Annotated in this window: 21 protein-coding genes and 1 pseudogene; 13 read left to right on the forward strand and 9 right to left on the reverse strand. The window is 34.4% G+C overall.

Features of this window, described 5'->3' with window-relative positions; genetic code table 11:
- The first annotated feature begins 208 nt into the window (after positions 1–208).
- Positions 209–1,162, forward strand: coding sequence for an Rpn family recombination-promoting nuclease/putative transposase (locus ACICP6_RS05185; protein WP_395462884.1), 954 nt, complete (start codon positions 209–211; stop codon positions 1,160–1,162).
- Between the two features lies 1 nt (position 1,163).
- Here the strand turns inward: ACICP6_RS05185 and ACICP6_RS05190 are convergent, their stop codons facing one another.
- Both ACICP6_RS05190 and ACICP6_RS05195 read right to left on the reverse strand, forming a co-directional pair.
- Complete coding sequence (locus ACICP6_RS05190) at positions 1,164–2,390, reverse strand: hypothetical protein (protein WP_395462885.1); 1,227 nt, start codon at positions 2,388–2,390, stop codon at positions 1,164–1,166.
- Positions 2,362–2,874: a tetratricopeptide repeat protein gene (locus ACICP6_RS05195; RefSeq protein WP_395462886.1), complete on the reverse strand. Its 513-nt coding sequence runs from the start codon at positions 2,872–2,874 to the stop codon at positions 2,362–2,364. Before ACICP6_RS05195 ends, ACICP6_RS05190 begins: the two co-directional genes overlap by 29 nt.
- 53 nt (positions 2,875–2,927) lie before the next feature.
- On the opposite strand from ACICP6_RS05195, the gene ACICP6_RS05200 reads away from it, so the two are divergent.
- The 3 genes from ACICP6_RS05200 (at position 2,928) to ACICP6_RS05210 (ending at position 5,360) form a co-directional block, all read left to right on the forward strand.
- On the forward strand, positions 2,928–3,281 hold the full coding sequence (locus ACICP6_RS05200) for a hypothetical protein (RefSeq protein ID WP_395462887.1): 354 nt from the start codon (positions 2,928–2,930) through the stop codon (positions 3,279–3,281).
- A 33-nt stretch (positions 3,282–3,314) separates the two neighbouring features.
- Entirely contained in the window at positions 3,315–5,006 is a 1,692-nt protein-coding gene (locus ACICP6_RS05205; protein WP_395462683.1) for a recombinase family protein, read from the forward strand.
- A gap of 180 nt (positions 5,007–5,186) precedes the next feature.
- Positions 5,187–5,360 carry a hypothetical protein gene (locus ACICP6_RS05210; RefSeq protein WP_395463668.1) on the forward strand — a complete coding sequence of 58 codons (174 nt, stop codon included), beginning with the start codon at positions 5,187–5,189 and terminating at the stop codon, positions 5,358–5,360.
- 18 nt (positions 5,361–5,378) lie between these two features.
- On the opposite strand, the gene ACICP6_RS05215 is transcribed toward ACICP6_RS05210, so the two are convergent.
- Entirely contained in the window at positions 5,379–5,816 is a 438-nt protein-coding gene (locus tag ACICP6_RS05215) for a type IV secretion protein Dot (RefSeq protein ID WP_395462888.1), read from the reverse strand.
- Between the two features lie 59 nt (positions 5,817–5,875).
- Here ACICP6_RS05215 and ACICP6_RS05220 point away from each other — a divergent pair.
- The 4 genes and pseudogenes from ACICP6_RS05220 to ACICP6_RS05235 all read left to right on the forward strand — a co-directional run.
- Positions 5,876–6,227 (forward strand): annotated as a pseudogene (locus tag ACICP6_RS05220) (hypothetical protein); the annotation flags it as partial.
- Between the two features lie 575 nt (positions 6,228–6,802).
- On the forward strand, positions 6,803–7,705 hold the full coding sequence (locus ACICP6_RS05225; RefSeq protein ID WP_395462889.1) for an Rpn family recombination-promoting nuclease/putative transposase: 903 nt from the start codon (positions 6,803–6,805) through the stop codon (positions 7,703–7,705).
- A 90-nt stretch (positions 7,706–7,795) separates the two neighbouring features.
- On the forward strand, positions 7,796–8,425 hold the full coding sequence (locus ACICP6_RS05230) for an oxidoreductase (protein WP_395462890.1): 630 nt from the start codon (positions 7,796–7,798) through the stop codon (positions 8,423–8,425).
- The gene (locus ACICP6_RS05235) at positions 8,409–8,963 is read left to right on the forward strand and encodes a 5-formyltetrahydrofolate cyclo-ligase (protein ID WP_395462891.1); all 555 of its coding nucleotides are present in this window, start codon (positions 8,409–8,411) and stop codon (positions 8,961–8,963) included. Before ACICP6_RS05230 ends, ACICP6_RS05235 begins: the two co-directional genes overlap by 17 nt.
- Before the next feature lie 849 nt (positions 8,964–9,812).
- Here ACICP6_RS05235 and hslU read toward each other — a convergent pair.
- A complete protein-coding gene (gene hslU / locus ACICP6_RS05240; protein ID WP_395462892.1) occupies positions 9,813–11,303 on the reverse strand; it encodes an ATP-dependent protease ATPase subunit HslU in 1,491 nt (496 codons plus the stop codon).
- Between the two features lies 1 nt (position 11,304).
- Positions 11,305–11,859 carry an ATP-dependent protease subunit HslV gene (gene hslV / locus ACICP6_RS05245; RefSeq protein WP_395462893.1) on the reverse strand — a complete coding sequence of 185 codons (555 nt, stop codon included), beginning with the start codon at positions 11,857–11,859 and terminating at the stop codon, positions 11,305–11,307.
- Positions 11,860–11,974: 115 nt separating this feature from the next.
- Here hslV and gshA point away from each other — a divergent pair, with 115 nt between their 5' ends.
- Entirely contained in the window at positions 11,975–13,135 is a 1,161-nt protein-coding gene (gene gshA, locus ACICP6_RS05250; RefSeq protein WP_395462894.1) for a glutamate--cysteine ligase, read from the forward strand.
- Between the two features lie 9 nt (positions 13,136–13,144).
- Here gshA and ACICP6_RS05255 read toward each other — a convergent pair whose 3' ends face one another.
- The 3 genes from ACICP6_RS05255 to ACICP6_RS05265 form a co-directional block, all read right to left on the reverse strand.
- On the reverse strand, positions 13,145–13,984 hold the full coding sequence (locus tag ACICP6_RS05255) for a hypothetical protein (protein WP_395462895.1): 840 nt from the start codon (positions 13,982–13,984) through the stop codon (positions 13,145–13,147).
- Positions 13,985–14,062: 78 nt separating this feature from the next.
- The gene (gene hemH / locus ACICP6_RS05260; protein ID WP_395462896.1) at positions 14,063–15,001 is read right to left on the reverse strand and encodes a ferrochelatase; all 939 of its coding nucleotides are present in this window, start codon (positions 14,999–15,001) and stop codon (positions 14,063–14,065) included.
- Complete coding sequence (locus ACICP6_RS05265) at positions 15,002–15,742, reverse strand: hypothetical protein (RefSeq protein WP_395462897.1); 741 nt, start codon at positions 15,740–15,742, stop codon at positions 15,002–15,004.
- A 109-nt stretch (positions 15,743–15,851) separates the two neighbouring features.
- Here ACICP6_RS05265 and ndk point away from each other — a divergent pair, with 109 nt between their 5' ends.
- Entirely contained in the window at positions 15,852–16,271 is a 420-nt protein-coding gene (ndk, locus tag ACICP6_RS05270; RefSeq protein WP_395462898.1) for a nucleoside-diphosphate kinase, read from the forward strand.
- 58 nt (positions 16,272–16,329) lie between these two features.
- Here the strand turns inward: ndk and ACICP6_RS05275 are convergent, their stop codons facing one another.
- Positions 16,330–17,214: a zinc ABC transporter substrate-binding protein gene (locus tag ACICP6_RS05275; protein WP_395462899.1), complete on the reverse strand. Its 885-nt coding sequence runs from the start codon at positions 17,212–17,214 to the stop codon at positions 16,330–16,332.
- On the opposite strand from ACICP6_RS05275, the gene ACICP6_RS05280 reads away from it, so the two are divergent.
- From ACICP6_RS05280 to ACICP6_RS05290, 3 genes are all read left to right on the forward strand, one after another.
- Positions 17,206–17,946 carry a metal ABC transporter ATP-binding protein gene (locus tag ACICP6_RS05280; protein ID WP_395462900.1) on the forward strand — a complete coding sequence of 247 codons (741 nt, stop codon included), beginning with the start codon at positions 17,206–17,208 and terminating at the stop codon, positions 17,944–17,946. The genes ACICP6_RS05275 and ACICP6_RS05280 overlap by 9 nt on opposite strands.
- Entirely contained in the window at positions 17,943–19,373 is a 1,431-nt protein-coding gene (gene ubiB, locus ACICP6_RS05285) for a 2-polyprenylphenol 6-hydroxylase (RefSeq protein WP_395462901.1), read from the forward strand. The genes ACICP6_RS05280 and ubiB overlap by 4 nt, the downstream gene beginning before the upstream one ends.
- 187 nt (positions 19,374–19,560) lie before the next feature.
- A complete protein-coding gene (locus ACICP6_RS05290) occupies positions 19,561–21,591 on the forward strand; it encodes an ATP-dependent DNA helicase RecG (protein WP_395463676.1) in 2,031 nt (676 codons plus the stop codon).
- Positions 21,592–21,645: the final 54 nt, after the last annotated feature.

Here is a 21,645-nt window from a genome sequence, read left to right on the forward strand (position 1 = left end):
TGGCTTTCTAAGGTACTTTATAGAGTAGGTTATAAAAAGATGTATGAAAGGATATTCGAAGCCTAAAGTACCATTCTAAGCCCACCTCTGACAGTCGTTTTTTATACCCAAAGTTTAAAAAAATAAGATTTAGTAGACAAAACATAAAAAAGTTGAATATTTGTACAGAATAGTGTATAATTATTAATGTTTTCCAGGCATTGTTGTTATGGCTTTATCAAAGTTTCTCGATCCTAAATTAGACTTGACCTTCAAGAAAATATTCGGCACTGAAAAAAATAAGAATATCCTTATCCACTTTTTGAATGACATCTTAGGCTTTACTGGTACCAACACAATACAAGATGTTAAGTTTCTTAGCACTATTATGAATCCTGAGATTGCTTCTGATAAACAGAGTATCGTTGATGTCCTCTGTAAAGATTCTCACGGAAATAGATATATTGCGGAGATGCAGCTCGCTAGGGACAAGGGCTTTGAAAAACGTGCTCAACTTTATGCTGCTAAAGCCTACTCAAGACAATCTGGCAACTACATTGATTTTAAGAAGGTATTCTTTATTGCTATTTCCAATAGTATACTATTTCCTTCGGAGGTTGAATATATTTCTACTCATAATATACGTGACATAAAGACCAATGGACATTACTTAAAAGATTTTCAATTTGTCTTCATTGAGTTGCCAAAATTTACAAAAAGCAAAGTAGAGGAGTTAGAGAGCACAAAAGAGAGATGGTGTTTTTTCTTTAAGCATGCAGAAGATACTACAGATGAAGACCTAAAAGATATAGCAGAAAAATCACCAATAATAAAGCTAGCATATGATGAATTAGACAAGTTTAGTTGGGAAGAAGAGGATCTAGCAGCATACGAAGAAAGAGTATTGAGTGTACAGAAAGAAGCTGCTATTTGGGAACAACGCCTTGATGATGCTCGTGACGAAGGTAAAGAAGAAGGCATCCTAATCGGCCAAGAAAAAGGCAGAGCGGAAGGCATCCAAATTGGTGCGGAGAAGGGTATTCAAATCGGCGAAGAAAAGGGTAGAAAAGCAGAGAAAATCGAAGTTGCAAAGAATTTACTCAAAGCTGGTATTTCTATTGACATTATCTCTCAAACAACTGGCCTTCCTCAAGCTGAAATCGCACAACTTAAGAAAGAATAGCCTAAAAGCCTGGTGATCTTTTTAGTTGCCTTTCCGCTGTTAGATCATTTAGATGAGTTTCAGGTTTATTGTCTGCTTTTCCTGGTAATTGACTCTCCAACCGACTAGCACTAGTGAGAGAAACAGTAGTAAGTATAGAATTAATTGTTCCCTTAACCAACTGTTCCAATACAAATTGTTTTGGCTTCCGTTTTTGCACTGCCTTTTCAATTTCACGACTTGAACCTTCAAAAGGAATGAATTTTGTTGCTTGCACTGCTTCCTCCATACCCTTACCATTTTTTAAGCTATCAAGATATTCTCTAGCTGTCATACTCACTTCTTTTTTATCTAGATGATCTTGGAATTTTTTGCTGCTTAACTTCATATCAGCATTAATAAGTACCGGCACACTGCCTTCCACATTAATTTTAGTTCCAAAGTCATATAACTGTACTCTAGATAATTCTTGACCATTAATCTTAATAAGACCAAGCTTCTCATCCTGCTCTGCCAAAAGTTGACGTTCTGTTTTAATTTCTTTTGCTAAAATTTGTTTATCTTCATCAGACAGTAAGCTATTAGCTTTAGCAACACCAAAGTGTTCAACAAGAAGGCCTTTCTCTTCTACTTTATAGCCAGCAGATTCTACTGCTTCCTCTACAATTTGCATAAGCTGATCAACACTTTTTAATCCAGAAACAAACGCTGCATTAGTATCAAGATAAGCATAATTATCACCAACTCTATAAATTGCAACGACGTGATTGCTTGTTACTAAATGAATAGCAAAATCGTCCTTAATTCCAGCTATATAATTTGATAAATCATCAAGTGTTTTATAGTTCTTTGCATGCATTAAGTTTGAAGGTAGACTATTCGTAGTAGAATCTAGTTGTCTTTCAAAGCTACTAAGTAATTTACTGAAAGCAAAAGCTTCTCTTTCTTCCCTCTTAGATATCTGCTTACCTTGGGCTATACGCTCATAAATTTCTGCTGAAGTTTTTAAATTACTTAAAAATGACCTATCACTCTGTAATGATAAAGCCTGAGATAATCCACGCGTGATAGCAGTACACTTACCATTAATTTTAACATTCCTTGCTTCAAAAGAAGGCAAATAAAGACCTTGTTCTACTTGTCTTACATCTGCGTTAGAGATACCACGCAAAAATGCTTCTTGCTGTCTTGTGTTAGAATGTGTTGATTGTATAACACAATCAGTTGCTAGATCTTTTAAACTCAGCAAGTTCCCGTTGGCTCATACCTCGTGTCTTTTCTAACATCCATTGATCCATTCTGTGTGATTGTTCCAATTTCCTTTCTCTTGCTTCTTCTTTTCTTATCCGTTCCTCTTCTTCCCGTTCTCTTTCCCGTTCCCGTTCTCTTTTCCATTCCCGTTCTCTTTCTTCCTCTTGGAATTTTCTATCCCTTTCTTGTAACACTTGTCCCCTTTCATATTTATCTTGCTTAGAAAACATTTGCATCATATTATCACGGGTTTCTAGAGTGTTGGAATGATCATAGCCTAATTTAACTTTTTGAATGTTAAACACCTCTTCAAAAACTTGAGCAGCCTCTTTGAATTTTCTTTGGTTATTAAGTATCCACGCCATATTACAACGAGTTCTTAAAGTTTCAGAATGGTTAGAACCTAACTCGGCCTTTTGAATATTAAACATCTCTTTAAAAACTTCAAAAGCTTTCTCGTATTTTCCTTCCTTCCAAAGCATTCCAGCCTCTTCATCTAGAAGATATATAACTATTCTTTTATGTCCTTTTTCTCTTGCAACATCTAACGATCAATCACCTTAATACCCCCTTCAACAATCAAGTAGCCAAAGAAATTACAGTTACAGATCCAACACATCCACTGTTTGGCAAAACTTTTCCCGTATCATCTTTCAGTTCAACAGCCTACAAAGGTGGTAATGTATCTGTTATTTATCGTGATAACATCACTCTACATATTCCATTTTTTTCTACTAACTTAGCTAGTAAGCAAGATTTTCTCACCAGCAAGTTAACATGGACTTCATTATACGAGTTTGTTTCTATAGCAAAGGAGTATAAATTATGCCATGTAAACCATGTCAAGTGTGGCAGAAAATGCCGCAACGTTTTAAGTCAGAAGTTTTAGAAAATATATTATTAGTATCCAAAGAGGTTATCCATGAGTACATCAGAGCTAATCACAGCACAACATTTAGCACGCGAAGCAATAATTTACATCAGACAATCAACACATCATCAAATATTAAGCAATCAAGAAAGTCTAGAGTTGCAGTATGCGCTGAAACAAAGGGCAATTGATCTTGGCTGGAAAGCTGATAGTATTATTATAATTGACACTGATCTTGGTATAACTGGTGCTAGTGTTGAAAAGCGTGAAGGATTTAAAGAACTTGTTACTAAAGTCACTTTAGGAAAAGTAGGAATCATACTCTCTTATGATGTAACCCGTTTATCACGGAATTGCTCTGATTGGTATCCGTTACTGGATATATGTGGCTATAAACAGTGTTTAATAGCTGATCGGGATGGTATCTATGATCCTGGTAGCATTAATGGTCGGTTGTTACTGGGTCTAAAAGGGCAACTTGCTGAAATGGAATTATCTACTATAAGAGCTCGACTAAATGCTGGATTATTGAATAAAGCAGCACGAGGTGATTTAGCCTTGTCTCTTCCAGTTGGCCTTGTTCGTTACCTAGACGACTCAGTACATAAGGATCCTAATCTTGAAGTTCAGCATCGTATTAAGCTTATTTTTGAGACTTTTCTAGAGAAACGAGCAGCATCAAAAATTCTAAAGCATTTTAATGACCATCAACTTACTATTCCTAGATATGACACATTTAAAGAGCTGCAATGGAAAAAACCAACACGTGGAAAAATTCTCTCGATACTTAAAAATCCAGCTTATGCTGGAGCATTTGTTTATGGTCGTACTAGAAGTCATAAAATATTCTCTGCTGAAAAAACAACAAAACGCATACCAATGGAAGAATGGAAAGTTTTAATAAAAGATAAATATCCAGCTTATATAGATTGGGAAAGCTTTATAAAAATTCAGATGATACTAAAAGACAATTATGCAAAGTATAAATATAATAGCACGCGTGGTATAGCTAGATCAGGAGAAGCATTATTGCAGGGAATAATCTATTGTGGAGAATGTGGATACAAAATGACAATGCGATATAAAGAAAGAAACTATTATATGTGTAATTACCTGCAACGAAAATATCATGAACCTGTATGTCAGCGTTTACTAACTGATATTATCGATTGTGCAGTGGTTTCTAAATTTTTTGCAGCACTTAGTCAAATCGAATTAGATGCTTATACTAATGCTATTGATTCACAGTCACAATCTGAACAAGCGCTTAATAAAGTACATTTGCAACAATTAGAACGTCTGAGCTACCAAGCTAAGTTGGCAGAACGACAATTTAATCAAGTTGATCCTGATAATCGTCTTGTAGCTGCAGAACTTGAAAGACGTTGGGAACAAGCATTAAATGAACTCAAGCAAGCGGAAATTACTTTTGAACGTCAATGTCCAAGCAAACCTGCTCCTCAGTTATCTGAAGAACTGAAAACAGTATTTTTAGATATAGGTAAGAAATTGCCTGAAATTTGGAATAAGTCAGTTCTGTCAAGTCAACAGCAAAAATCCTTTCTTCGTTGCATAATTGATAAGGTAGTAGCACACCGAATCAAACGCGATTGCTTACAAATACGTATTGTATGGCATGGTGGAGAAACTACTACTTTTCATGTTCCTACTCCAGTAAAATCCTTTTATGAATTAACCACAGCAACAGAAATGGAACAGCTTATAATAAAATTAAGTAAGTAGGGTAAATCAGATATAGAAATTGCCAAGTACTTAGAAAAACAAGGATATCGCTCTCCAAAGAAAAATGTTGTTTTAAGAAGTACAGTCGAAAGTATTCGATTAAAAAATAATATTTTTCGAAAAAGACATCAACCATATCTTCTTGCACCTGGCTACCTTACTGTTACACAAGTTGCAAAGATCCTCAAAGTTTCTAGGAATTGGCTCTACCATAGAATTAATAGTGGCAAAATTAAAATGCGAAAAGATGATAGTAAAGCCAAGGGCAAATATTTATTTGAGGATAAACCAGAAACTATTAAAATTCTGATGGATTTTAAAAATGGCAAATTCAACAATATAAATTTTTTATAGGAGTATCAACATGCATAGTCAAACGATACATCTCAAATGTATATCCTTATCTTTAAAATTTTTATGAACCTCTGCAGCTACATGCCCGCCAAAGCAATCCCCAAATAATATTATATTATCCGGCTTTATACCACTTTTTAATAAATCAGTTACAACTGTAATGCCTGATTCAACTTTATCACTACGAAATGTAAAAGAATTTTTGCTCTTACCTAAGCCAGGATAGTTAAACAAATGCACAGTAATTCCTTGGTCTTTGGCCCACTGCCAATTTTGCAAGTCCAACTCTTTAGATTTTATGATACGATTTCCTCCACCCACAAAATAAACTAGATGCTTTCTATTCTGTTGATCTATGCTTTTACCAGGTATCACTATTTTTTGGATCTTCATTCCATTTTGAGTTTTTACGAACTCTTCCTTAGTTTCTATCGTAATTTCTTCTGTTACCGTCATGTCACAGTTCTCACTATGTTAATTTAACAATATATAAGATTTCAAAAAAGTCAATTTTTATGAACAAAATCAACTTTATAAAATTCATCTTATGCTTTCAAACGGTGGCGCTGGGGTGTGAATATAATGACTATCAGTATATAAAAGTTATAGCAGATAGGCTAGAAACAGCAAGTGCTGGTAAAGTGAGGTGAATAATATTCAATATGCCTCCACGTTCAATGAAGTCCATATGTATAAGTGTTGCATGGCCCGCATGGATATTGGGCAACTGCAAGAATAATAGTTGCAAATTATTCTAAGCTGCTCAGCGAAAAGCACTCGCTCGACACCAGATGTATAATGCAATCCAACTGGTATAAAGAGCTGTTTCCAGAGATCAAATTATCCAAAGACCAGAATACCAAATACTGATATTAGACTTCTTGCATAACCTAAAAAAGGCAAAAGAAACCCCGGTCAACATCTATTTAAAAACATTGGCGTTTTTTTATCTTTTAAACGTTTAATAACCGCGACTTAGCTGCTTTTTAACGCAACTAACCTTGAGCTATAAATGTCTAAAAAATTTTCTAAGCAGAAAAAAAGGCAAAAAAGTCCCGTGTTAGATAGTGCTTACTCTCTAATCCTGCAAACTGGCGTTCTCTACTGTCTTAAACGTTTTATAAGCCCGTTTCAGCTTTTATAGGTAAAAACCTAGAAATTTTATAAAGACATACGGTGCACATAGTGCAAAAAATTAAACAATAGTACGCCAAATACAAGTTTTCTTGTCATTTTAATCCACTGCAGAGATTGCGAAGATAAATAAATAGCTTCAGTCTTATGATAAGAGGATTGGCGAGGCTTGTCAAGTCGTTTTTCCAACGCGCTGCCAAAAGTTTGTTATGCAAGAGGTCTATTGACCGCGTAGACCAAAATATAAAAAAGTTGAATATTTTTACAGAATAGTGTATAATTATTAATCTTTTCTAAGCACTTTGGCCATGGCTCTTTCGAAGTTTCTTGACCCAAAAAATGATGTCGCATTTCGCCGCATCTTTGGTACTGAAAAAAATAAAGATATTCTTATTCATTTTCTCAATGATATCTTGGGGTTCACTGGCAAAGATGAAATAAAAGAAATAGAATTCCTCAGCACTATTATGGATGCTGAAATTGCCTCTAAAAAACAAAGTATTGTTGATGTACTTTGCAGGGATGAAAATGGAGTGCAAGTGATAGTCGAAATGCAGGTTGCTAAAACAAAAGGCTTTGAAAAACGTGCTCAATACTATGCTGCTAAAGCTTATTCAAGGCAGGCTGATAAAGGCGATCAATACCATAATCTTAAAGAGATTATCTTTATTGCTATAGCAGATTGTATCCTGTTTCCTAATAAGTCTGGGTATAAATCAGATCATATTATTCAGGATAAAGATACTAATGAACATGACTTAAAAGATTTTTATTTTACATTCATTGAATTGCCAAAATTTCCTAAAACGAAGGAAGACCAGTTGGATAGTATAGTTGAAAAGTGGATTTATTTTTTCAGGTATGCAGATGAAACTAGCGAAAAGGAATTGGAAAAAATAATAGGAAGTGATATAATAATCAAAAAAGCATATGAAGAACTAAATAGATTCAACTGGTCAGAGAAAGAATTTATTGCCTACGAACAGGAAATAAAACGTATTCGTGATGAGCAGGCTGTTCTTGCTCAAAAACTTGATGATGCTAAAAAGGAAGGTAGAGAGGAAGGCATACAAATAGGTGAAGAGAAGGGTAGGAAAGTAGAGAAGATAGAAGTGGCAAAGGCAATGCTTGCTGACAACATGGATGCTACTACCATTGCTAGGTTAACAGAATTGTCCATTAGCGAGATTGAAAAATTAAAGTCAAGTTGAGGAGAAATAGGGTTTGTAAGCTATAAACTGCTTTTTCTATGAAACTTCAAAAAATTTGAACGAAATGGGCTTCTATAGTTAAAATAGTACATGAAGAATATAATGCTAATCGGTGGTGGAGTTGGAAATGCAGTGTTATTTTCAATAGGGAAAGCATGTCTTGAAAATAATAATAAGGTTTTATACTTTGCTGGCTACAAGAGATTAAATGATGTGTTTAAACGAACACTGATAGAGCAGGCATCAAATGTGGTAGTTTGGGCATGTGAAGAAGGATTGATAGAAATAGACAGAGATCAAGACAAATCCTTTCATGGTAATATAGTTGATGCAATAATCTCTTATCAACAGGGAATATTAGGTAATACCGTGGTTAGTTTAAATGCCATAGATAAAATTATCACTGTTGGTTCTGATAAAATGATGAAGGCTGTAAATGAAGCCAGAAAAACAGTTTTAAGGCCATATCTAAAATCAAGCCATGTGGCAATATCATCAATCAATTCTCCTATGCAGTGTATGATGAAAGAAATCTGCGCTCAATGTGTGCAGCGACACATAAATACGAAAACAGGAGAAGAGAGTTTTGTGTATAGTTGCAGCAATCAAGACCAGGATATGGAGTTTGTTGACTTTGATTTTTTAAATGAGCGCTTGAAGCAAAATGGTTTACAAGAAAAACTCACTGCAAAGTGGATAGATCATGCCCAAAGATATTAAACAACAAAAAAAGGAAGTAAGAGAGCAATATAGGGCTATAAGAAAAGGTATTGATGAGAGTTATTCCAGTTATGCAGCAAATTCCCTTGTTAACCTCTTTAATCAGAATTTAAGTTACGTTAAAGGCAAAACAATAGCAGCTTATATTCCAATGGATGGGGAAATAAATGTCGTACCTTTGATGTATAATTTGCTCAATTTAGGCTATAAAGTGGCAATTCCTGATAAAAATAAGCTGCTAAGATTTAAGGAATGGAACAAAACAGATGAAGATATAATTCCCGATACAATCATTACTCCTGTTATTGCTTTTGATGATCATTTTAATAGGTTAGGTTTTGGTAGTGGTTGGTATGATACTGTAATAAAAGAATTACAACCACTTGGAAAAATATTTATAGGTGTAGCTTATGAGGAACAATATTGTAAAAATTTGCCAATAGAAAAACACGATCAAAAATTGGATATTATAATCACTGAGATGTATGTTAGGCATAAAAGTGGATTGTTCAAAAAAGATATCCGTTCAAGTGTATAGCTCTTCTCATAATAGTCAGAATAATTAAAGGAAAGGCAGCATCAACAGCTTGACAAAAAGAGTTAAAAATTGGAATAGACTTCTTGCATAACAAACTTTTGGCAGTGCGTTGGAAAAACTTGCTTGACAAACTCCGCCAGCGCTCTTATCATGGAAGTGAAGCTATTGTATTTGCTTTCGCCAATCTGCAGATTAAAAGGTAAGGATTACTTAAGGTATCGGCGTCTTATGTTCAATTTTTTGCAGTACATAGGTACTGTATGTCTTTACAAAACTTCATCTACATCTAGGTTTATACCTAAATAAGCTGAACGCGCTTACAAAGCGTTACAAGACATCAAAAAATGCCAATACTCGACAGAGATAGTAAAGGACTAGCTAACTCGGGTTTTCTTTGTCTTTTTTTCTGCTTGGTAAACTTCTTAAACACTTGCAGCGTAGGTTAGTAGCGATTAAAAGCGGCTGAATCTCTCTTGTCAGGGGTTTAAAACATAAAAAACGCCAGTACTTTAAAGCGGAAAATAATCACAGGGTTCCTTTTGCCTTTTTTCCCATTTAGCAAATTTCTTAAATATCTTCTTAAATTTTATAGCTAAACGACAACCGTCATTCCGCTACGCGTTAGCGCCGCGGAATGACGGTTGTCGGCAAACCTAAGTCACTTTAGCTATAGAATAAAAAAACGCCATATTTGAAAATGAAAATGTAAATACCATGGGGCTTCTTTTGCCTTTTTTTAGGTTATGCAAGAGATCTAATGTGCATCAAAGAATTCATCATCGGACGTATCTTGAGTATTTTGCACTAACATGTTCTATTGGCATATCTATACTACAGTTATATATTCTACTAAAGTATAAACTTAGATAAATCAAGCTGCTTCGAAATTGATTCGAGTTTATCTTTGACATATTTGCTGTCTATAACAAATTTTTTACTACTTTTCTCAGGGGCAATAAAACTTATTTCATCCAAAAGTTTTTCCATAACAGTATGAAGCCTTCTTGCGCCTATATTTTCCACTTCTCTATTAACCGTAGACGCTATTTCAGCTATGGTTTCGATGCCATCATCAGTAAATTCAAGCGTCACATTTTCTGTTTTCATTAAAGCTATGTACTGCTTTAACAAACTAGATTCTGGTTCCTTTAATATTCTCATTAAATCCTCTTGAGTAAGTGCCTTAAGTTCTACCCTGATTGGTAATCTACCCTGCAATTCTGGTAAGAGATCAGATGGTTTAGACTGATGAAAAGCACCAGATGCAATAAATAATATGTAGTCTGTTTTTATATGGCCGTACTTAGTTGAAACAGTTGTTCCTTCAAGCAGCGGTAATAAATCACGTTGTACCCCTTCTCTATTTACTTCACCTTTTACTTCTGTGCGTGCTGCAATTTTATCTATTTCATCCAAAAATACTATGCCTTCATTGCTAACAAGATCAATGGCTTTTTTGATTATCTTATCTTCATCTATTAACCTTTCACTTTCTTCGTTAATTAATATTTCACGTGCTTCTTTTACCTTAACTGTAATGGTTTTTGTTTTTTTACCCCCAGCAAACATTTTGCCCATTAGTTCTGTTATGTTCACTACGCCAACTTGCCCGCCTGGCATGCCTGGTATATCGAAAGCTGGTAACATACTCTTGCTTTCTCTAACGTCGATAGAAACTTCCCCATCTTCAAACTCTTTATTTCTCAATCTTTCTCTAAAAACCTTTTTACTCTCTTCGGTTGCATCTTCACCAACCATAGAATTGACTATTATCTTCTCAGCTAAATTTAAAGCTTTTTTAACTAAAGCTTTACGAGCTTTCTCTTTAACTAAAACTATTGCTGCATCGACCAAATCGCGTATTATCGAGTCAACATCACGTCCAACATACCCTATCTCAGTAAATTTAGTTGCCTCAATTTTTATAAAAGGTGCACCGGCAAGCTTTGCTAAGCGGCGAGCTATTTCAGTTTTACCAACTCCTGTATGGCCAATCATCAGTATATTTTTAGGTATGATTTCATCCCGTAAAGGAAGTGGAACCTTATTACGACGCCAACGATTTCTAAGCGCAATAGCACAAGCGCGTTTTGCATCACACTGCCCAATTATGAACCTGTCCAACTCTTTAACTATCTTTTGTGGTGGCAGATCATCTAATAAAATTTGTGTACTGTTATTGGCTTGAACGCTGCTGTTATTTGAATCACAGCCATTTTTAGTGTCTTTATAAAGGTCATTTTTTTCATTATAGGTGCCACTACTATAAGAATGTCCTTCTGAAAGGGTTATAGGTTGATTGGAGAAATTAGTATATAAAATTTTTCGTTCAAAAGACATATTACTCCTCTATCTTTTCAATAACTACATTATGATTTGTATAAACACATATATCAGCTGCTATTTTCATAGCTTTTTCTGCAATTTCCTCTATTGATATTCCTTTGACATCAATTAAAGCTCTTGCTGCAGACAAAGCAAAATTCCCTCCAGAACCAATAGCTGCAATCCCATCTTCAGGTTCAAGAACATCACCTGTTCCCGTAATTACTAGTGAAATAGATTTATCTGCAACAATCATCATAGCCTCTAATTTCCTCAGATATTTATCCATTCTCCAATCTTTTGCAAGCTCAACGCATGCTCTCATTAATTGCCCTGGGTGCTTGTCAAGTTTAGATTCTAATCTTTCAAAAAGAGTAAATGCGTCGGCTGTTGCCCCAGCAAAACCGGCAATTACAGAATCGCCAGAAAGACGCCTGACTTTTTTTGCTCCAGATTTTATAACAGTATGACCCAGCGAAACTTGTCCGTCACCTATTACTACTACACTTTTATCTTTTCTAATTGATAGTATAGTAGTTCCATACATTTTACTATTGTCGTGGTGAGTCATTTTTCTATCACTTTAAATAATAATCTCATTATACTTTAATCTTTAGTCAAATTTGCTAAATATGTTTAATTATAGCTTATAATATAGTACCTTCCTTATAACATTTAAAGTGTAGATGCGAAACATAATTCATCCAAATTTGGAAAAAAGTATAAATAATTGGTTTGAGACAAAATTTAACGGCCTTACATTGCCATTTTATAGCTCTATAGATCTCAGAAACTCCGGCTACAAAATTGCCCCAATAGACGCCAATTTGTTTCCTGGAGGGTTCAATAATCTAAGTGAGGTATCGAGAACAACGGCAGCAAAACTGATAAAAAGCTACTTTAAAAAAGAACAACATAAAAAGATTCTTATAATACCAGAGAACTATACACGAAATAAAATGTATATAGAAAACGTATTTGCTATAGAGAAAATACTGCAACTAGCAGGTTTTGAAACTAGGATTGGCCTTTTTCATAATGAAACGCACAATTTAATAGAACCATATGAAACTGTTGTGAAAGAAAATTCTCTGCTGAAGACAACTTCAGGGTTTGTGCCCGACGTTGTTATACTAAATCGAGATATGACAAGTCACATTCCAGACACGCTAGAAAATATAAAACAAGAGATAGTACCAAGCCCATTATATGGTTGGCACAGTAGGCAGAAATTTAAATATTTTGAAATCTATCAAGAATTAATGTACGAGTTTTGTAGCGAATTTAAAATAGATCCATGGCTTATTTCTGTACTTACAGAGAGCTGCAATGGAGTCGACTTCAATGATGATTTATCTCTAGAAACAGTAGCAACTAAAGTTGACCAAGTATTGTCTCTAGTACAAAAAAAATATGAGGAATATGAAATAAAAACACAACCTTACGTTTTTATCAAAGCAAACAATGGAACATACGGAATGGGCATTATAACAGCAACAAGTGGAGAGGAAATATTAAACCTCAATAAAAAAAAGCGTCATAAAATGAAAAAGATAAAAGAAGGAATAGCAATCAATAGCGTTATTGTACAAGAAGGTATACCAACCATCGATGTATTTGAACATAGTCCTGCAGAGCCGCTGATATACTATGTAGGAAATACTCCAACGTGCTACTTATACCGATGTAATAGCAGGAAAGATGAATATTCCAGCTTAAATTCCACTGACTGTGAATTTCATGATATTAGCCAAGTCACAGAAGAAAAAGCTCTTTTACTATGGGATATAGTGAGCAAATTAGCAGTGTTAGCATTGGCAGTAGAAATGAGGTTTTTTCACCTCTAATTCTCATCACTATATAAAGTGGCCGTCAGGATGATTTGTCGGATCATGATGTTTATGATGAGCACCATCAAGTTCAGTAGAAGGATCAGCACCATTAATAGGTTGATTGAAAAGTTTCTCAACGTTAAGTATAAGAAATACGACACTATATATTATGCTGACTGTTACGCTCAAGTTGAAATTATAGATTACACCATTACCCAAGTTTATCGGTATGGTTGTAATTTCTATCATTTTTAATATGAAGTTTAATAAACCTAATGACAAAGTTAATGTGCTGATAACAAGTGCCTTCTTACATTTAGCAAGTTCCTTTTCGCATTCGGCAAATTCATCAGTCCCCTTTTTATCTTGATATTTTTCATGTGCCTCTTTATATTTTTTGCATGTATAGTAATAGCTTATGGGTTCTGAAATGAACAGAAATAGGATTGTTGATGTTAAGTAAATACTACTTATTACGCCTGCATTACCCCCGGTCAAGAAATGGATGACTTGCGACATCATGAGCGCTTCTATGATACTGCTTACAAGATTAGCTGATTTGCCCACAATTTTTGCTAGTTCTTTTTTACCCTTAGGGTCTTTATAATCTTTCACCAAATCCTGTAAGGTAAATGCAGAATGGGCAATATATAGAATCAATGTCGGAAATTTTACCAATCGGGCAGCATTCCGTATAAAAGAGATATTGGATCTATTATTGTCAATAAACTCGCAGCAAAATTGTAGTGAAATTTTACACAGTAGAGCTGTTAAACTTGTCGTGATACAAATTACTTTCCTAATATCACTCTTATAAGCCTTTCGTACGAACGTGTTTGATTCCTTTTTTAGCTTACCTAGCATAAAATAGCTAATAAAATAATAATCCTTTATTATTCTATCATATAAAAATCTTAAAGAAAAGCCTTATAAATCAGGACCTTAAGGGTGATTTATGCATAAGTCAGCCAAACATTTAATGAACAAGGAATCGGTACTAAGAGTTGGCACACGAAAATAATATCCATCCTTGATAATTGCTTTATATTCTATATCAAGTTCAACTAGAGTTTCTGAATGCTCAGAAACGAAAGATATAGGTGATAAAACCACAGGAGCTTTTGCACGTGATAACTCACTTTCAGTGCTTGGCTCTAGCCATTTTACAGGGCCAATCTTGCTCTGATAGCATATTGACCAATCTAAGTTATTGATAGCTAGCTTTTCTACTATTAACTCTGCACTTCTTTCTACCTGTGAAGCGTAAGGGTCACCTTTTTTAATAACACTGAGAGGCAGGCTATGGGCTGAAAATAGGACTCTTGGTTTACCAATTTTGCTCGCTAATTTATAGTACTTAGCTATCAAGTTAGCATGAGCTTCAATAAAGTCTTCATTATCATAGTAATGGTAAATTAGTTTTGTATTACATTTTAGGCCATGTTTTTTAGCATTTTTTTGCCAATTCTCGATGGATGACAAAGTTGTGGTAGTTGAATATTGAGGATATAGCGGCAGTAGAATTATTTCATCAGGATCAAACTGCTTTACACTTTTAACAACTTCGTCAGCGAATGGATGCCAATAGCGCATGCAGATGAATACCTTGTATACATGGTTTCTATCTTCATTTAATTTTAGTTCTAAAGCATTAGCTTGTGCTTTCGTATTATCCAAAATTGGTGATTTACCTCCAATTTGCTCATATATTTCTCGTGCAGTATTTTCTCGTTTTGCAGATATAAACTTTGCTAAAAGAAACCGAAAAGGGTTTGGTAGACTGATTATTCTTCTGTCATAAAAAAGGTTAAATAAAAAAGGACGGACCGCATTCAGTGAATCAGGCCCGCCAAGATTAAATAAGATAACTGCCTTTTTCACCTATACACTACTACAACAAGTTACTTCTGGGGTGCCTATAAAATTAGCTACACACTCATCAAATTTAGTTATAGGTACTAAATTTCTTACACTTGCATACAATAAATGGCCTGATTTCTGCAGGTTACTCTTCGTAGATGCAAAACTTTTATCAAAAACCAGATCAACACAAAAACTTGGCACGGTTTCAAGAAGTTCAACAGCAGCTAAAGATAGCATTATACAACTTTGAAGAACCTTCAGAGGGAAAACTAAAAATGCAACGAAAAAAGAGGTGTTACCTGACTCACTCGCTTGGTTGGGCGAATTATATTCAATGTGTTTTCTGTTTTGATTAAAAATAGGAAATTTTATAGTATCTTTCTTAAATTCCCCATCTATTGCTTCTCTACTATAGTTGGTGATTTTTTCCAATAACTTTTCACGCCAGTTAAGAGTCCTTACATTAAAACATGTTGCTATCATTAAGGCAGCGCATACAAGTGCGCATTGTATGAAACTTATACTGCTTACCATAGCTGGCAACGCAAAACAAACAAATGGTACTATGATCATCATTTCAAGAAATGGAATAGTATTTCTTTTCATTGCAAAGGCAGCGCCTTCTTTTAATTTTGTATTATGATGTGAACTATATTCCAAATAACTTAAAAAGGCCAAGCTAAAAGTCAAAAACCCTTTTGTTCCACAAAAAATTGATGATTTTAGGTTGTTTGCTAGTTTTTTACGACAGTAACCCATACAATACCTCCTTGATGGTTTGTTCTTAACTATAAGTAAAAAATTGCTTTTATGAAATCAAAATTTACAATAAAATAAATCTATAAATATATTATATTAAGGAAATAATATGGCAATTGAGAAAACACTTTCGATATTAAAACCTGATGCAGTAAAAAATAATATTACAGGTAATATAAATTCCTATATCGAGAAATCTGGGCTAAAGGTCATAGCACAGAAAATGATGTTACTGACAAAAAAACAAGCAGAGCTGTTTTATGAAATTCATAAAGATAGGCCTTTTTTTGGGGAATTAGTAGAGTTTATGACTTCTGGTCCTGTGATAGTTCAAGTTTTAATTGGTGAAAATGCAGTAAGTAAATACAGACAAATCATGGGAGCTACCGATCCAAAGCAGGCAGATAAGGGTACAATCAGAGGTGACTTTGCTAATGACATTAGTGAAAATAGAGTTCACGGCTCGGATAGTCTGGAAAATGCTCGTAAGGAAATAGCTTTCTTTTTTGCTGAGTGTGAGTTGGTATAGTTCCAGATTTACTGAAATAAATAAATTGCTACATTTTGCTATAACTTTTACTTAGAGGTTATTGCTCAACAAAACAAGATTTGAAATTTTGTGTGATGCTGTTGATTATAGCTAGATATGCGTCTTTTCCAGGTTCTATGTCTGACCCAATAGGATCAAGAATTACTATTTTTGCGTCATTAGAAAGGGCTTGAGGTTTTATGCTATCTTCGTGTGAATGAGAAAATATACATTTAACGTTTTCTTCCTTCATTACCTTTTTTAGTTTCATTAAACTTTTCATGCCTATGTAAGAATCCTCTTCTATGGAAAGAATGACACTTGGGTGATTTAAGCCAAAGTACTTTTCAAAATATTGATAGGCATCGTGAGTGACTATGTATTTTTGATTTTTAAAGTCATTCAGTTCTCTTGCGATTTTCTCTACTTCTTGGTCTATTCTTTGTACGGCTTTCATTGCATTGTAGTTGTACCGATAGGCATTCTCCTTATCTATATTGGATAGTGTTGCACTTATAGAAAGTATTATGCTCTTTGCATTTTCAGGACTAAGCCAAATGTGTAGGTCTTTTTCATCTTGAACATGAATGATTTTTCTGGAAAATGAATGTGGACGAGCAGGAAGTAGATTGACTGTCTTTGATAACTGCACCAATTCTTTATTATCTTTAGCGAAAGTTTTAATAAATGTTTCTAAATTATCGTCAACGTAAAATATGACATCACTTGATTCCAAATTACTCGCATCAGATGGCCTTAATATATAATCGTGCGCAGATGTTGTGTAGACAAGCAAGTCTGGTTTTGAAATTCCATCTGTGACAGAGGCTACAAGTGAGTGTATAGGCTTTATTGTAGCTACAATTTTTAAATTGGATGAAAGGGCAGTATTATAGTATAGTATAAACAAAAATAGTAGGAAAAAAGCCAATAAATGTCTCATGAAAACGTTGAGAAAAAATTAAATTTTGTCAAAAAGTTAAACAATGTCAATAACAGTATTCTAAAAATAGAGAATCTTACTCTTGTATATGGTAATAAAAAAGTTCTTGATGGTATTAATATATCAGTAGAAAGAGGGGATGTGGTTACCATACTTGGTCCAAATGGTGGAGGTAAAACCTCTTTAGTGAAAGTAGTTGCTGGTATAAATAAAAACTGTACCGGTAGTGTCATGTTTGCTGACAATATAAAAATTAGTTATATGCCACAAAATTTTAGCATTAGTAATTTGATGCCAATAACGGTTGAATATTTCCTTTTAAATAGCTTTTCAAAAAAATTAAAAAAAAATCAATCAATTATTGCAGAAGCGATAGAGTTAGCTGGTATTGGTCACATTTTGAAGAATCAGGTGTTAGAAATTTCTGCAGGGCAAACACAATTATTGCTGCTTGCACGCTGTTTAATTGCGGAACCTGACTTGATTATTCTAGATGAACCAGTTAGTGCAATGGATATTAATGCGCGGACTAAGTTTTATGATATTATAGGCAAAATAGCAAAAAAACGACTAGTTTCGATTCTTATGACATCTCATGATCTAAGCTCCATTGTACCATGTTCAGATTATATAATCTGTATAAATCATACTGTCTATTGCCAAGGTAAGCCTGATGAAATTATGGAGAACAAAACTCTAAGCGAGATATTTAGCAGTTATACAACAAAATGATTCAAAATATTCTGCGCCTTTTGTATATAACTGCAGTGCTAACTCGTTACAATATACTGCCTTATTTACTCACTCCATCAAAGAAATCAATAAATAAAATACGAGGCTATAAACTAAAGTGCGCTCTTGAAAAATTAGGTCCAGTGTTTATTAAGTTTGGGCAATCCATCTCATCACGCACTGATATTTTAAATGAGGATATAACAAATAATTTATTGCTAATATGTGATAGACTGCCATCTTTTTCACATAAGATAGCAGTTAAAACTATAGAAAACGAATTTAATTGTGAGTTAAGTGACATTTTTTCAAGCTTTTCTGAGAAGCCAATTGCAGCAGCATCAATTTCTCAGGTTCATAAAGCAATTACAACTGAAGGTAAAGAAGTTGCTGTGAAGGTTTTAAGGCCAAATATTGAGAAAACATTCTCAAAGGATATAAAAATGCTTTTTTGGCTTGCAGGGATTACAGAAAGGTTTAGCAAGCAATCAAAGAGACTAAAACCGATCGAGTTAGTTAAAACTTTTGCTGAAATTTGCCGATTAGAGCTAGATTTACGTTTTGAAGCTGCTCACTCTTCGGAACTAAAGGAAAATACAAAGAACGACAGAGGTTTTTACGTACCTGAAGTGGATTGGAACAGAACTTCAAAAAAGGTTTTAACATTGGAATGGATAGAAGCAACGCCAATATACGAAATTGAGAAACTAAATAATCATAAGCAAATAGCTGTCAATCTTATAGAATCGTTTTGCAATCAAGCATACAGGGATTGTTTTTTTCATGCGGATATGCACCCTGGAAATTTAATGATCGATAATAATAACAATATTATTGCTTTAGATTGTGGAATTATGGGCCGAATAGACCGTGAAACGTGCTATTATGTTATAGAAATACTAAGAGGCTTTTTAAATCGGGATTATGATCATGTTGCAAAAATACACTTTAGAGCTGGCTACGTTTCACAACAGCATAAAAATTTTGTTACAGCTTGCAGAGCAATAGGTGAACCTATTATCGGACAACCTATACAAAAAATTTCGTTTGCTAGTTTACTTGCCCAGCTATTAAAAATAACTGGTGATTTTGACATGAAAGTTCAAACACAATTGTTATTGCTGCAGAAAACTATGATTTTACTGGAGGGAACATGCAGAAAAATCTATCCAGAAATCAATATGTGGAAAGTAGTTGAAACATGGACAAAGAGTCAACATAAAAATAAAATGGGTTATAGGGAAAAAATAAAAAGTTCTTATCCTATAAAAACAATTCAAGAAATATTTAGTCTTGTAGAGAAATTGAACCTCATAGCTGATCGGAGATTAGAGAATATTCAAGTTAAAAATAAGTTAAATGGGAAAATCTATTTTTTACTGTGGTCTATAATCATAACGCTAATCATTAAGCTTTTAATTTCTTAATAAACATTGTTTCTTGCACTGTTAGAGCTAAAGTGACTTAGGCTTACCGACAACCGTCATTCCGCTACGTGTTAGCGCTGCGGTGGTATGACGTTAGAGAGCTGTGCTAGCTATAGTGCATAGCTTGACCATAAGGTGACAGGATTTTAAAAAGGCTCTATTATTGATAAACAGTTTTTACACATGTATGAATCTCAATGAGCAATTAGATGTGCTGGCTTTTCTAAATGGCAAGCTGCCTAAATTTCATTCCGCAATATTACCTAAACTTTGTGGTGGAGACAAGGTGATGGATCTGCTGTTTTATAGGCCGATCGGTTATATAGATAGAAGTAAGTCACTACTTGATGCTCAAGTTGGAGAATTTACAACTTTCATGGCAAAAGTTTATGAGCATCAGCCGCCCACTTTTAGAGGTAGACCATATAAAATAATTGTCGAGGGTGAAAGTCAGTATATATTTATAGTCTTTTTTAATTACTCAGTTAAGTATTTATATAAATTATTTCCAATCGGAGCCAATGTGATCATTAGTGGCAAACTTGAAAAATTCGCTGGATATTGGCAAGTTACTCACCCAGATCACGTGTCGCTTGACACCAACCAATTTAAAGAAATAGCTTGCATAGAGCCGGTTTACCAATTATGTCGTGGTATTACTAATAGGCGTATTGGGAATATAATAAGTTCTAACCTGAAAGAATTACCTGATTTACCAGAGTGGATAGATGATACATTGATTAAACAAAAAAAATGGCTAAGTTGGAGGGAAAGCATCATAAAGTTGCACAGACCAAGCTCATTGACTGAAGCGGAGGTTTGTAGAAAAAGGCTTGCTTACGATGAATTGTTTGCGTATCAGCTAGCGCTAAAACTTGCAAGAAAAAATCATGTGAAAGAAAGGGAAAGAGAATTTATAGTATCCAATAAATATAAAGAGCAAGTTTTAAATGAATTATCGTTTCAATTAACAAATGATCAAACTCGCGCAATAGATGAGATCTCAGAGAGACAAAAATCCAAGTATCGCATGATAAACTTGTTGCAAGGTGATGTTGGTAGTGGCAAAACTGTAGTTGCACTTTTTGCAATGCTCAATGTGGTAGAAAACAATCTGCAGGCAGCTCTGATGGCACCGACTACTATCTTGGCGGAGCAACATTATAATTGGATTGAGGAAGTTTTATCCTGTACCGATATAAAAGTTGCTCTGCTTACTGGTAAAACTTCGCGCAGGGAAAGAAAGATTATTATGAACGAGCTTGCAAGTGGTGTTTTAAATATAGTAATCGGCACCCACGCGCTATTTCAAGCTAACGTTGTATTTAAAAATTTAGGGCTTGCAGTTGTAGACGAACAACAGCGATTTGGAGTAATGCAGAGAAATCGTTTGGTAGGAAAAGGAGAGAATGCCGATATACTTTTTGTTACTGCAACCCCAATCCCAAGAACTCTACAACAATCCATGTATGGCGACGTTGAGTGTTCTATCTTAAGAGAAAAACCAAAATCCAGATTGCCAATAACAACTGTAACTATGAACATTAAGAGAGTACCAGATATTATTGAAAAACTAAAAGGTGCTATAAATAGTGGCGAAAAAGCATATTGGATTTGTCCGTACATAGAGGAAAATGAAGATCTCAATATCGCTGCTGCAGAGATGCGCTTTCAGGAATTACAAAAAACATTTTTTGATAAAGTTAGCATCATACACGGAAAATTAACTCAAGATCAGAAAGATCAAGTTATGTTTTCCTTCAAAAGAAATGAATTTTCTCTTCTCGTTGCAACCACTGTGATAGAAGTTGGTATAGATGTACCAGATGCAACTATTATGATTATAGAAAATGCAGAGCAATTTGGGTTATCGCAACTACATCAGTTAAGAGGAAGGGTAGGGCGAGGAAGCAAGCCATCTTTTTGTGTATTATTATACGATAATTTAAGTAAAAGCTCATCTTCAAAGTTAAAGATCATGTGTGAGTCACAAGATGGATTTTACATTGCTGAAAAGGATATGATGCTAAGAGGCAGTGGAGATATTTTAGGCACAAAACAATCAGGATGTATGGAATTTAAATTTTCTGATTTATATAAGGACAGAGAGTTGCTCAACCTTGCGTATAACAATGCAAAGGGTGCAATTGCTGATTTTGAATTACTGCTTGATATATTCGAATACAGGAGTAGGCTGCATTTTTCAAAGTTTCAGTGAAAGAGCACAGAGTGCCGTGCTGTTAATAGGAAGAAACCGCTTGACAAACTCCGC

Origin of the sequence: Wolbachia endosymbiont of Cantharis cryptica (assembly GCF_964277405.1) — a bacterium.
GTDB lineage: Bacteria > Pseudomonadota > Alphaproteobacteria > Rickettsiales > Anaplasmataceae > Wolbachia.